General features: G+C 61.6%; 11 protein-coding genes. 4 read left to right on the forward strand and 7 right to left on the reverse strand.

What is annotated here, in order from left to right:
* The first annotated feature begins 179 nt into the window (after positions 1 to 179).
* Positions 180 to 359: a DUF2735 domain-containing protein gene (locus ACQKP1_RS14510; protein ID WP_006725752.1), complete on the forward strand. Its 180-nt coding sequence runs from the start codon at positions 180 to 182 to the stop codon at positions 357 to 359.
* 94 nt (positions 360 to 453) lie between these two features.
* On the opposite strand, the gene alc is transcribed toward ACQKP1_RS14510, so the two are convergent.
* Together alc and uraD are read right to left on the reverse strand one after the other, a co-directional pair.
* The gene (gene alc, locus ACQKP1_RS14515) at positions 454 to 1,476 is read right to left on the reverse strand and encodes an allantoicase (protein ID WP_427275793.1); all 1,023 of its coding nucleotides are present in this window, start codon (positions 1,474 to 1,476) and stop codon (positions 454 to 456) included.
* 1 nt (position 1,477) lies between these two features.
* Positions 1,478 to 1,975 (reverse strand): 2-oxo-4-hydroxy-4-carboxy-5-ureidoimidazoline decarboxylase, encoded by a 498-nt coding sequence (gene uraD, locus ACQKP1_RS14520; RefSeq protein ID WP_427275794.1) that lies wholly within the window; start codon positions 1,973 to 1,975, stop codon positions 1,478 to 1,480.
* A gap of 233 nt (positions 1,976 to 2,208) precedes the next feature.
* Here uraD and ACQKP1_RS14525 point away from each other — a divergent pair, with 233 nt between their 5' ends.
* Positions 2,209 to 3,255: an NAD(P)-dependent alcohol dehydrogenase gene (locus ACQKP1_RS14525; protein WP_427275795.1), complete on the forward strand. Its 1,047-nt coding sequence runs from the start codon at positions 2,209 to 2,211 to the stop codon at positions 3,253 to 3,255.
* Between the two features lie 182 nt (positions 3,256 to 3,437).
* Here the strand turns inward: ACQKP1_RS14525 and ACQKP1_RS14530 are convergent, their stop codons facing one another.
* On the reverse strand, positions 3,438 to 4,295 hold the full coding sequence (locus ACQKP1_RS14530; protein WP_427275796.1) for an urea carboxylase-associated family protein: 858 nt from the start codon (positions 4,293 to 4,295) through the stop codon (positions 3,438 to 3,440).
* Between the two features lie 110 nt (positions 4,296 to 4,405).
* On the opposite strand from ACQKP1_RS14530, the gene ACQKP1_RS14535 reads away from it, so the two are divergent.
* Positions 4,406 to 5,269 (forward strand): LysR substrate-binding domain-containing protein, encoded by an 864-nt coding sequence (locus ACQKP1_RS14535; protein WP_427275797.1) that lies wholly within the window; start codon positions 4,406 to 4,408, stop codon positions 5,267 to 5,269.
* A 5-nt stretch (positions 5,270 to 5,274) separates the two neighbouring features.
* Here ACQKP1_RS14535 and puuE read toward each other — a convergent pair whose 3' ends face one another.
* The 3 genes from puuE to ACQKP1_RS14550 form a co-directional block, all read right to left on the reverse strand.
* A complete protein-coding gene (gene puuE, locus ACQKP1_RS14540; RefSeq protein ID WP_427275798.1) occupies positions 5,275 to 6,195 on the reverse strand; it encodes an allantoinase PuuE in 921 nt (306 codons plus the stop codon).
* A 91-nt stretch (positions 6,196 to 6,286) separates the two neighbouring features.
* Positions 6,287 to 6,994, reverse strand: coding sequence for a DUF1045 domain-containing protein (locus ACQKP1_RS14545; RefSeq protein WP_427275799.1), 708 nt, complete (start codon positions 6,992 to 6,994; stop codon positions 6,287 to 6,289).
* Between the two features lie 137 nt (positions 6,995 to 7,131).
* A complete protein-coding gene (locus ACQKP1_RS14550) occupies positions 7,132 to 8,340 on the reverse strand; it encodes an NAD(P)/FAD-dependent oxidoreductase (protein ID WP_427275800.1) in 1,209 nt (402 codons plus the stop codon).
* Between ACQKP1_RS14550 and mnmD the strand changes: the two genes are divergently transcribed.
* Complete coding sequence (mnmD, locus tag ACQKP1_RS14555; RefSeq protein WP_427275801.1) at positions 8,339 to 9,064, forward strand: tRNA (5-methylaminomethyl-2-thiouridine)(34)-methyltransferase MnmD; 726 nt, start codon at positions 8,339 to 8,341, stop codon at positions 9,062 to 9,064. The genes ACQKP1_RS14550 and mnmD overlap by 2 nt on opposite strands.
* Here the strand turns inward: mnmD and ACQKP1_RS14560 are convergent, their stop codons facing one another.
* Complete coding sequence (locus tag ACQKP1_RS14560) at positions 9,065 to 13,066, reverse strand: response regulator (RefSeq protein ID WP_427275802.1); 4,002 nt, start codon at positions 13,064 to 13,066, stop codon at positions 9,065 to 9,067. It lies immediately after the preceding gene.
* Positions 13,067 to 13,186: the final 120 nt, after the last annotated feature.

Raw genomic sequence — 13,186 nt, forward strand, 5'->3', positions numbered from 1 at the left:
GGGTGTTTTTCAAGCACAAACGACCACAAGAACGGTGTGATGATTTTAAATTCATCACTTTTTCTTTGCGAATACTGCCCAATAAATGGGCATTTTGCACTTTTCATGTGCATTACGGTTTGGGACGTGGTAGATAGGGATCATCGAGTAGACACTCGGTGGAAACGAGAGGTAGTAGCATGACAACGAACATGGTTCGGGAATCGGCGAAGATCTACGAATTCCCGGTGCGCGACCTAGCTCGGCTCAATGCCATGCGTGAGCGCCAGGCTCCAAAGCCCGTCATCTATGAGAGCGGGTCGGCGAGCTGGTATCACGAGGAAGCGATCCGCGAAGCCGAACGGGCGCCGAAGCAGTAGACGCCATTCAGGCGATAAAAAAGCCGCCCGCATTGCGGACGGCGAAAAGCATGCGACGAGCGGGCCTTTGCCCGCTCTTTTCGTTTGTATCAACCTATGCCTTCGTGCCGAACAGGCGCAGGCGCATCACGCCACCATCTGGGTGCACGCCGATCCTGACATGCGTGACCGGTCCAACCTTCTGGATCTGGTCGCCCTCGTAAGAGTGCTCCGCATCCATCTGCATCTTCTGGCGCGTCAGGATCGGCTGCCACTGTTCGGATGCCGCAATCTCCGCTTCGGAGAAGGTGTCGCCTGCGTCAGGCAGATAGGCACCCAGCAGCTCGCAGGTGTCGGGATAGTTGCCCTTGTAGAAATGCGTGTCGATCAACACCCGGTTGATTAGACCGGCATAGCCAAGGCGGATGATCGCCCAGTCATGGCCGGGGCCACGACGGCGCTTGGTTTCCCAGCCATCACCCATGTTTGTGCCGCGGCCGGGCGACAGGATCTTGTCGGGATGGCCGTAATGGGCGTCCGACCAGGCGAGCGACTTGGCGCCATGAAAGATATAGGCGAGATCGATCTCTTCCGTCGCGCCGACCTTCGACCAGTCGAAATGGGCAGCCCCATAGACGCGCAATCGCGCCACGCCGCCATCCGGATAGATATGCAGGCGCAGATGCGTCCAGACCTTCGAGCTATCCGCATTGGCAAAGAAATGCTGGGCGGACGCCCCGAGCGGAGACTTCGGCACCAGCTCTGTCCAGACGGTCGCATCGGTCGGATCGCCGCTTTCCACGAAAGCCGCCTCGATCGAGCCATGCGGCGGATAATTGCCGGTGAAGAAGCGCGTATCGACGTCAAAGCCGAAGATGCGGCCCGGCATTGCGAGCCGGATAACGGCGTAGTCATGGCCCGGCACACGCTTGCGACGGCTTTCCCAGCCATCCATGTATTTGCCGTTATCGTCGTAGAGATCCGGATCGAAGCTTGCCGGATCGTCGTTCAGCATGCGCGACACCGGCGCAAAGAACTCGTCGGTCGAGTAAATGCCCACAGCACCAAGGCGAGCCGAGGCGAGATTGACGGCACCGGCAGCGAAATCCGGCAGGACGACGGTTGAGGTCTCAAGCATGTCAGTGTGTCTCCGGAAGCAGGCTTTCGAGGCGAAGCCTGGCGATTTTTTCCACCTGCTGGCAGGCGGTGTCGAATTCCTGGTCTTTAGCGTTGGCGATGCGCGTCTCGAATGCGGCGAGAATATCGTCCTTCGTCAGCCCTTTGACCGCGATGATGAAGGGAAAGCCGAATTTCTCGACATAGGCCGTATTCAGCTCAGTAAAGCGCGCATGCTCATCGGCACTCAAGCGGTCGAGCCCCGCACCGGCCTGTTCACGTTTGCTGTCTTCCGTCAGTTGGCCTGATATGGCGAGCTTGCCGGCAAGATCGGGGTGGGCGCGAAGCACGCCGAGACGTTCCTCGGCACTCGAGGTGCGAAAGATCATCGCCATCGCATCATGCACGTCAAGCGCTGCCAGCGGCTCCTCGATCATGCCGGCATCGAAGGCCCGCTCCGCAATGAAGGGCGAATGTTCGAACACTCCGCCGAAACGCTGAACGAAGTCCGCTCTGTCCATGCAACCAATCCAGTATCATGTGAGGCCGCAGCTGAGATAGCGGCGGCAGGGAGGGTCCGCTTGCGCATCCCGCGAAGCAGTTGACGACAAGGATTAGCCGAGCCCCCTGTCCTTGTCGAGTTTCCGAAGGCGACAGACACTTTCAACGCAAACAGCAGGTCGGTTCGCTTGTGCAGCAGCGCTTGCGACCTATCTGCAGCTCGCTCCTCCCGTTCCATTTGAAAGGATACCCCATGCCGATTGCCAAAGGCTATGCCGCAACGGATGCCTCCAAGCCATTGGTTCCTTTCACCTTCGAACGTCGCGAACCGAACGCGGACGACGTGGTGATCGAGATCAAGTTCTCCGGCATCTGCCACTCCGACATTCACCAGGCGCGCAACGAATGGGGCAACTCGACCTTCCCCATGGTCCCCGGCCACGAGATCGCCGGCATCGTGACAGCAGTCGGCTCGAGCGTTTCGAAATACAAGATCGGCGACCGCGTCGGCATCGGCTGCTTCGTCAATTCCTGCCTGCATTGCGAACGCGATCTCTACCGCGAACAATATATGCCTGGCCTCGTCGGCACCTATAATTCTACGGAAGTCGACGGCGTAACCCCGACGCAAGGGGGCTATGCCGACTCTATCGTCGTCCAGGAAGACTATGTGCTGAGCATTCCCGACAACCTGCCGCTCGACAAGGCAGCACCGCTGCTCTGCGCCGGCATCACGCTCTATTCGCCGCTCAGCCACTGGAAGGCAGGCCCCGGCAAGAAGGTCGCCGTCATCGGCATGGGCGGCCTCGGCCATATGGGCGTCAAGATTGGCTCCGCCATGGGCGCCGACGTCACCGTGCTCAGCCAGAGCCTGTCGAAGAAGGAAGACGGCCTCGCCTTCGGCGCCAAGGAATATTACGCCACCTCGGATCCGGAGACCTTCAAGACGCTCGCCGGCTCCTTCGACCTGATCCTCTGCACCGTCAGCGCCGAGATCGACTGGAACGCCTATCTCAACTTGCTGAAGGTCGATGGCACCATGGTCCTGCTCGGCGTGCCGGAAAATCCGGTTCCGGTGCATGCCTTCGCCCTAATCGCCGGCCGTCGCTCGCTCGCCGGCTCGATGATCGGTTCGATCAAGGAAACCCAGGAAATGCTGGATTTCTGCGGCAAGCACAACATCACGCCGGAGATCGAAATCATCGACATCGCCCAGGTGAACGAAGCCTATGAGCGCGTCATCAAGAGCGACGTCCGTTACCGCTTCGTCATCGACATGGCGACGCTCGACAAGGGCTGATCTACGCGGATAGAATGAGAAGGACCCGGCAGCGCTGCCGGCCCCTTTGTCGTTTCAGTGCCGCCCGCAAAGGCGCCGTCATCCTCGGCCTTGTGCCGAGGATCTACTGCCCTCGAGGAAAATCAGACGTTGGTAGATGCTCGGGACAGGCCCGAGCATGACGGCCAAGGGGTCGACGGCGTTCAATCCTGCAACTGATAGCCATTGCGCTCCGGAAACGGCCAGTCGGCTACAAGCGCCATATCGGGCCTGAAAATCTCCACCTTCAGCGGATAGCACTTGGCGACGTCGCTCGAATGGCTCGTGCTGCAATCACCACCCGGGCAGGCCGAAAGCGCGCCCAAGAGATCGATCTCCGCAAACATTTCGAGAAAATCACCCGGACGGACGGGGCTCGCCTTCATGAAATACTGCTGAGTATCGCGGGTAAAACCGGTGCACATGAAGACGTTCAGCACGTCATGCACATGCGGCTCGACTGCCCTGATGTCGGAACCGGTGTGATGCGCCAGCGCGCGGCAGAGGTTGGAATGGCAGCAGTGATGGTAGTCGCCACCTGATAGCAGGCGGTTGGTATAGGGATCGCAGCGCGTGCCGATCACGTCATGCACGCCGCCACCGAATTCGTCGAAGCCGTACCAGCCAAGCGTATCATGGCTGATCGTCGCCATGGGCCGAAGCGACGGCAGATTGCTCCAGAGACGGTTGCCGGTGGTGACATGGGTTGCATGCAGCGCCCGCGTCTTGCCGGAGAAGAAGCGCTCCGAAAGATCATTGGCGTTCCACAGGTTGAGATCGCCGACCTGCGGCCCCTCGACGCTGACAATGCGGAAAAAATGCCCCTTCGGCACTTCGAACGTATTGCCCTCACGCGGTGGCACGATCACCTCGCCGACCTTTTCCATCGTCGCCCGCGCCCGATCCAGAATGCTCATGTCGGGAGCAACAAGCGACTCCACCGGATAGCAGACGACAGGCTTCACGGCGCGGCGGGCCGCCGCATCGGCGGGAATGGGGATGTTTGCGTTGAAGGGGGGCATGGGCGGCTCCGGATTGGGCATAATGTGATCCGCAAGGTGCCCCACCTACCCCATCAAGACAACTGCCTCTCTTCTTGCCCCATGGCCAAGCCTGGCTTAGTCATGAAATCATGAAACTGCCACCGCTCCCGACGCTCCGTGCCTTCGAGGCCGCCGCCCGCCGAGAAAGCTTCCTGCAGGCCGCGACCGAACTCGGCATGACGGCAGCGGCCGTCAGCCAGCATGTGAAGGCGCTGGAAGATTGGCTGGGGCTCGCCCTTTTCGAGCGACGCCCCCGTGGCGTGCGCCTCACCACCGATGGACGCGAATTCGGCGCCGCCTGCTCGGAAGGCCTTGGCCACATTGCCCGTGCCGCAGAACGACTGACCACTCACAAATCCTTGGACCGTGCCAGCCTCGCCTGCATGCCCTCGGTGGTCACCCATTGGCTCGCCCCCCGCCTGCCCCGCTTCCGCGCAGCACATCCTCAGATCCAGGTCTCGATCGTCTACCCCTTGGGAGCGCAGACCCCGGAGGAAGCCGGCGCGGACCTGCTGATCTGCCACGGCACCCGCCCACCGGGTCGCGCCGAGCGCATCCTGGACGCCGCCACCCGGCCCACCTGTGCGCCCGCCTATCTGGAGCGACACGGACCGATCACCACACCAGCCGACCTCTTCGACCATGACCTCTTACATGACGCGACCGAGGCCGCTTGGCAGTCATGGCTGACCGCACTTGGCGCTCGCGGCCCGACACCCTCGGGCTCACTCTATGCCGATTTCAACCTGCTGGTCAGTTCGGTCCTCTCGGGCCTCGGCATCGGCCTATGCCCGACGGCCCTGATATCAGACCATCTGGCAGTCGGCACGCTGACGGTGCTGTTCGATGAAGCAGCCGACGAGGACAAGGCCTATTGGCTGCTCTCAGGCGCGGAATTGTCCGAGCCAGCCACGATTTTGCGGGACTGGTTGCTGGCGGAAGTTGCCGACTAGCACCCTCACCACGCCGGCTTGTGATGCTTGTGCCAGTGTTCCGCGATCTCGATGCGCCGGGGCACCCAGACCTTCTCGTGGCTGGTGACATAATCAATGAACCGCGCCAGTGCCGCAGCCCGTCCGGGGCGTCCGACGAGGCGGCAGTGGAGGCCGACGGACATCATCTTCGGGCTGCCGTTTTTCCCCTCCTCGTAGAGCACGTCGAAGGCGTCCTTGAGATAGGTGAAGAACTGGTCTCCGGTGTTGAAGCCCTGCGGGGTCGCGAAACGCATGTCGTTGGTTTCGAGCGTATAGGGAATGATCAGGAAGGGCTTGCCCTCCAGATCCGGCACCCAGAACGGCAGGTCATCGGAATAATTGTCGGAGGAGTACATGAAACCGCCCTCCTCCATTACAAGGCGCAGCGTATTGTCGGAAGGCTTGCCCTGATACATGCCGAGCGGATGAGAGCCGGTCAGTTCCTTGTGCAGCCGCACCGCTTCGCGGATATGCTCGCGCTCGACGTCCTCTGGGAAATCCTTGTATTCGAGCCAGCGATAGCCGTGGCTGGCGATTTCCCAGTCGGCTTCCTTCATCGCCGCGACCGCTTCCGGGTTGCGCGCCATGGCGAGCGTCACGCCATAGACGGTGACGGGCACTTTCCGCCCGGTGAACATCCGCCAAAGCCGCCAGAAGCCGGCGCGCGAGCCATATTCGTAGATCGATTCCATGTTGAGATTGCGCTGGCCGGCCCAGGGCTGGGCGCCGACGATCTCGGACAGCAGGCATTCCGAGGCCGGATCGCCATCAAGAATGCAGCTCTCGCCGCCCTCCTCGTAGTTCACCACGAACTGCACCGCGATCCGCGCCTCCCCCGGCCACTTCGGATCGGGAATGTCGCGGCCATAGCCGATCAGGTCGCGGGGATAAGGAGCAGTCGTCATCGGTTCACCTCTCGTGTTTTGACGCGAGGCTATTGGCGAGGACGGCACCTGTCGAGATGGAAAACGCGCATTTTGCTGCAGCGCACAGGCCTCAGGCGATCTTGCGGCTGGAAACCCGGCCCAGCGGATGCAGCGAATGCACGGTAAACGGTGCGCCACGCTCGGTTTCGACGAATAGGGCGAGATTGGCGATGGCAACAGGCTCGGCGAGGGCAGGATCGAAATGCGCTTTGAGAGCCTGCTCGATTCGCGGAAAATCGCGGGCGAGCAAAGGTCCGGTCAACGTCATGTGGAACCGGAACTCGTCCATCACGTAAGGATGCCCCCAGCGGCTGAGATTGGTGAATTGCGGCGCCGAGAGCCGTTCGGGGTTGCGCCGGTCGATCTCCGCCTCGGAAAGCGGCGCACGAAAGCCGTCGAAAGCTTGGACGATGGATGCCGCCAGATGATCGACTTCCGGACAAGGGCGCTGAAGGATCAAGCCATAGACGTCACCGATGCGTCCGACCGACAGACCCTGCAGAACCACGGGCTCCATCCGGCCGGCGAAATGCATCAGGTCGCGCAGGAGAGAGGCCTCGTTCGCGCCTTCGCTCAAGCGGAACGGCGCCTTGAAGGTCGCATGAAAGCCGAAGCGACGCGGGAGGGCCGTGTGAAAGGCAATCTCGTGCACGCCAAGGCCCTTCAGCCCCGGATGCTCCTCCGCTTCGCCGGAGAACACGTTGCGGCCTAGCCAGCGTGCAGCGGCATCGCCAAGCGGATCGCGGGCGGGCGGCGTAAAGCAGATGGCATAGCGCATGTCGAGCACCTCGCACTGGCTCGCGACGGCACTTTAGCAGTTGCCGTTACAACCTCGTGGATAGGTGATTTGCATGACAGTATCACGAAGCGGGCGAGGCAATTGCGCGGCCAAAGCCCGAAACAATCCCTTTGATTTCAGGGTATTTCGGTAAATTCCTTATCGTCTGTGCGGCGCGCAGCCACCGAAACGTGATGGGCAAGGGCAAAGCCGTGAGGCAGGGACAAGGCCTGACCGCCAATCGAATCGAGAGCCGCCGCCGCCAGCAGGTGCGCAATACCGAAACTCACCTTGAAGCCGCCGGTCAGCGCATGCACATGCGGATGATCGGGATGCGGCCCGACCATCGGATCGCGATCGACCGCCTTGGGTCTGAGACCTGCCCAGCGTTCGACCACCTCCGCTCCCTGCAGCGCCGGTGCAAGCTCCCTCGCCCCGGCGATCAGGACATCCAGCTGCGCATCCGTCGAGAATGGATCCTCGAACGTGTTTTCGCTGGTGCTGCCGATGGCGACCAGTCCGCCTTCATGCGGCACCACATAGAGACCGTCGAGGTAGAGGAGCGGCAGATCGGCCGGCAGGTCCAGTTTAAGCAGCGCCGCCTGCCCCTTAACGCCCCGTCCGAGCGGCTTGCGAGGCGCCGGTCCGATGGCTTCGAGCAGCGGGAAAGAGCCGACACCGGCTGCGACCAGCAGATCCCCGTAACCAATGATCGTCCCGTCGGCGAGCTTCACTTGCCTGGCCCCGGCATTGATCGATTGCACGGCGCTCCCGACAAGAAACCGCACACGCCCCGATCGCTCGAGACGCGCCCGGATCGCCGTGGTGAGAGCACGCGGCGAAACACGGCCCGCGAGGCGATCAAACACCACACCGGCCTTTGAAAAACTCCGCGACGGCCAGTCGGCAAAGGCGCTCTCATCGAGGACGGTCCAGTCGAAGGCCCTGCCCTCTTGGTTCCAGTTCGTTGCCGCCTCGCCCGAATGCCGTTCGGCAATCGGCCTCAGATGCGGCTTCGGCAAGGGGATAAGACGACCGCAGCGGTGATAGCCGGCGGAATGCCCAGTTTCGTCCTCGAGCAGAGCGATCTCTGCCTCGAGCGACAGCAGCCCCTCGAATTGCAACTGCTTCTTCTCGTTCCACCGATCGGGCATATGCGCCATCAGGGCGCCAAGCAGGCCGCCACTCGCCCCGCTCGCAACACCGTCGCCGTCGATCAGGATCGTATCGATGCCACGGCGCTCGGCCTTTAGAGCCGCCCAGAGGCCCATGATGCCGCCACCGACGATCACGAGATCGGCGCGCAATTGACCTGACATCGCAGCCGTTTTATCGGACATCACCATGACCCATTCAAATTATCCGCCAGGCACCGGCGACGCCCAGGCACCGCTGGCCTGGCACGACGGCGATATGCCCTTTTCCACCGCCTTTGGCGATCATTTTTATTGCCAGACAGACGGTCGGCTGGAATGTGGCCATGTCTTCCTGGCCGGCAACGGACTGCCGGAACGCTGGCGGGATGCGGACGATTTCACTATCGGCGAACTCGGCTTCGGCACAGGGCTCAATGCTTGCGAGACCTGGCGCCAATGGAAGGAGCATCGTGGTCCCGGCACTCAACTCCACTTCGTCTCCTTCGAACTATTCCCCATGCAGCCCGAACAGATCGACCGCGCCCTCTCCCGCTGGCCGGAGATCCATGCCGAACGCCAGACCCTTGTCGGACGCTGGCCGGAAGCACCGACCGGCATAGTCTCGATCGAACTCGACGATCAGACGCGCCTGACCGTCGTCTGCGGCGATGCCTTCGAGAACCTGACGGTAAGCACACTGACTTTCGATGCCTGGTTCCTCGATGGCTTCGCCCCCTCGCGCAACAGCGCCATGTGGTCGGCGGAATTAATGCAGCGGGTCCACGATACGACGCGAGTGGGCGGCAGCTTTGCGACCTATTCCGCAGCCGGCTTTGTCCGGCGCAACTTGATCGCAGCGGGTTTTGACGTCAAACGTCGACCGGGTTTCGCCGGCAAGCGGGAAATGCTGTGCGGCGTCAGGCGCTCGGCCTAATCAGCCTTCGGCGGCGAGCCCGGTGACGGGCCTGCCGCTCCATTGCTCGATCTTGCGCATCAGGAGTTCCGGCGAGATCGGCTTGGAGAGATAGTCGTCCATCCCGGCGGCAAGGCAGGCCTCACGATCGCTGTCGAGCGCATGGGCGGTGACGCCAATGATCGGGGTCCTTCCGCCGCTGAGGGCAGCCTCTTCTGCGCGGATCACGCCAGTCGCCTGATGCCCGTTCATGACCGGCATCGAGACATCCATCAGGATCAGATCCGGCGGCTCGCTGCGCCAGGCCTGAACGGCTTCTTCGCCATTACCAACGATGCGATAGGCAATGCCGCTTCCGGTCAGGATCTGGCGGAAGACGATCTGGTTGACGGGATTGTCTTCGGCGATCAGCACCCTCAGGGCCCCATCGTGGGGAAGCACTGAAGCCATTGGCTTGGCCTCAACAGCCGATGGCGCGCGCGGAGCCAGTGGTGCAGGCGGCGACGAAAGGGGACGAAGGCGTGGCGAGTTCACGCCGTGAACCCGCGCCGTTCGCACCACGTCGATGATCGCGCCGCGAAGAACGTTGGCCCGCGCCGGCTTCATCAGATGTGCCTGGATCTTCAGGCTTTCGAACAGCCTGTCATCGCCGACCATGTCCATCGAGGTCAGGAAGACGAGTGCAATATCGTCGAAGCGACGGTCGCTGCGGATTGCTTTCGCCACGTCGATGCCGTTCATGTCGGGCATCTGGTAGTCGATGACGACGACGTCGATCGCCAGCCCTTCCGTATGGGCGGCAGCGAGAATATCAAGGCCGGTCAGCCCGTCCGGAACCGCGAGCCCGTCGAAACCCCACATATCCAGCTGCTCGGTGATAATGCGGCGGTTGACGGCGTTGTCGTCGATGACCAGCACCCTCGCATCCTTGACCGTGGCCGGCAGCTCCTTCTGGCCGCGGCGCTCGGCAACGATGGCGAGTGGCAATTCGACGGTGAAGGCCGAGCCGCGCCCGACTTCGGATTCGACCTGCAGCTTGCCGCCAAAAAGGCGAACGAGCCCGGCGGTGATCGCAAGACCGAGACCCGTGCCTTCGTGACGCCGGGTCGAGGATGTATCGACCTGGGAGAATTTCTCGAAGATCTTCGCCTGCATCTCATCTGGGATGCCGATGCCGGTGTCCTCGATGCGGAGCTTCAGGATCGCCTGCCCCTCTGCCACGGCGTCGGTGGACACCTCGACATGCACGTGACCCTTTTCGGTGAACTTGATCGCATTGCCCAGGAGATTGGTGACGATCTGCCGGAAGCGCCCCGGATCCCCCATGAAGGTGTGGCGCACCTTCTGGTCGCCGGAGACCACGAGTTCGATGTCCTTCTCGGCGGCGGCGGCAGACAACAGTGTCGCCACATCCTCGATGGCCTCGACCGGATCGAAAGGAGACTTGCGCAGCTTGAGCTGTCCGGCATCGATCTTCGAGAAGTCGAGAATGTCGTTGATGATGGTGAGCAGCGCGTTGCCGGACTTCACCATGATGTCGACGAAGGTCTTCTGGCGGCTATCGAGCTCGGACTTGGAGAGCAGTTCCGCCATGCCGAGAACGCCGTTCATCGGTGTGCGGATCTCGTGGCTCATATTGGCGAGGAAGTCAGACTTTGCCTTGTCGGCGGCTTCGCTCCGCGCAAGCAGCACCTCGAGTTCGGCTTCGCGCTCCTTGAGCTCGGTAAAATCGGTCAGCACGACCACACAACTGCGGTCGCCACCGAAGGTCGCCTCCAGCTTGACCCAGGTCTTGCCGTCGACGAGGAAGTTGGTCGAGACCGCATTCGCGTTCTGCAATGCCGATTGCCACTGCTGCAGAATCTCGTGCGCTTCCGCGCCGAAATCGCCGCGCGCCGCACAATATTCGAAGATCGGCCGCCAGCTTTCGCCCGATGCTATCAGGTTTTCGGGCAGATCCAGGATGCGGCTGAAGGACGGATTGACCTCCGCAATTCGCCCCTGCTCGATCATCATCAGGCCCTGCGTCATCATCCGCATGGATTCCTGGACGAAGCGCCCGAGCCGCTCCAGCTTTTGCTGCGCCTCGTCGATCTCGCGTTCGCGGGCCCGCATCTCGGTGAGATCGGAATAGGTGAGCAGGATCTTGCGGTCGTGCAACCGCGTGATCGTTGCCAGAACGAACTTGCCATCGTCATAGGCGAGTTCGGTGACATGCGAGCCTTCCAGCGCATCGAACTGCGCGATACGGGCGCGGTAGCCTTCCTCGAAGTCGATCCCCGGCCAGGCATAGCCAAGCTTGTGGTTCTGTTCGCAATAGGACCGGAAGCTCAACCCACTCAGCTGCATATCAGCCGGCCAGCGCCAGATGTCCCGGCACTTCTCGTTGGCGAATTCGACCATGTAGTCGGAATTCATGATCACCACGCCGACAGGCATGACCTGCAGCATCGAGACGATATCGGCATAGAGCGCCTCGGCGCGCGCCTGTGCCGCAACCAGCGCCTCCTGCCCCTTCTTGAGCATCGAGATGTCGTTGACCGAGCCGACGAGGTAATGCTTGTTCTGCGCCGTGGTGATCCGGCTCAGGCGCGTGATGACCGAGATTTCCTGACCGTCGCGGACGACCACTTCCCTGTTCTTCTCGATCATCTCTCCGGTCGCGAAGATCCGGAGGTTTTCCTCCTTCATGATCTGGCCGTTCTCTGGCCAGAGTTCTTCTTCGGTGAGCCCGTAAATGTCTTCCCGACGCTGGCCGTGAAGGTCCTCATAGGCCTTGTTCACATAGATCATCCGGCGATCCGGATTGCGGATGAAGACGGGCACCGGCATTTGCTCGAGCGCCGCGCGATAGAGCAGCGTCTCTTCTTCGCGCTGATAAATGTCCGAGACGTCGGTATAGGTCAAAAGGATGCGCCCGCCCTCAAGCCGGCGGCTTCCGCCGGCCAGAGCCCGTCCAGACGGCGTCTTCACGTCGATCAGCGGCCCCTCGTCCATGCTGACGACCTGTTCGATGCGATAGGCGACGCGCTCGTCGATTTCTTCGCAAGAAAGGTTGGGCATGGTGCGGATCATCGCCCGTGTCAGGAAGTCCCGATAGGACATGCCTTCCAGACGCTGCGAGGCATCGAATTCCGTCATCTCGACGGCCGCTGCATTGGCGAAAGAGATCTGCAGATCGGGCCCGAGAACGATGATGCCGACCGGCAAGGACGTCATCAGGCTTTGAACCTGCAACTGCAGCTCTTCCGATTCCTGCCGGACGGCCTCCAGCTTCTCCTGCTCGTGTCTGAGTGGCGAGAGGTCGGTGATCGAGCCGACGATATAGCGTTCGCCATCCGGTCCTGTGACGGCGCCGGTGCGGCTGAGGACGGGGATGCGTGTCCCGTCGGCTCGGATGAAATTGTCCTGATATTCCTCCGTCACGCCGCATTCGAGGACACGCTGGTTGCCCTCGAAATACTCCTGGCCGAGCTCGGGAAAATTCTCTTGTTCGGTCCGGCCCAGGAGATCCTCGATCGGCCGCCCCACAATCTGCGAATAGACGCCGTTGGCAAAGAGCAGCCGGTGATCAGCGCTGCGGACATAGGTGGCGATGGGATATTGTTCGAGAACCGCCTGAAAGAGCGCGACGGAGGGAAGCGTCCCGAGAGCCGCGGGAGCGGCCGATGGGTCGGACCGCGCAGCGGATCCCTTCTCCTCCATGAAAGCGAAGAGATAGATCCTGTCATCGTCGTCAAAGAAGCGTTCGATATGCAGGACCCGCGTCGGTCCGCCCGGTTCAGCCCGCAGCTGCAGCGCCTCGTCTTCCCCGAACACGAGAACCCGCCGCTCGCGATCGTCGCGCAGGGCGTCCAGATCGCCCCCCAGGATTTCCCGATCGCTGCGACCGACGAAGCTTTCGACCGACAGGTTGTGCAGGTCGGCAAAGGCCGCATTGACCGCGACATAGCGCAGCTCGCTGTCCTTCACGTAGGAAGGCAGATCAAGCACCGCGATCTTGTCGCAGACCAAGTCCAGCAAGTCGCTTCCCCGGATCAAATCAGTTTCTCCCTCCTCCGATCAATGACGCGGAATGGTAAACAGCGGGTAAGCGAACCACCATCCCAAGCTTTAAAAGCGAAGCAGAATGAACGCGTATCG

This window comes from Allorhizobium sp. NPDC080224, assembly GCF_050281005.1.
GTDB lineage: Bacteria > Pseudomonadota > Alphaproteobacteria > Rhizobiales > Rhizobiaceae > Allorhizobium.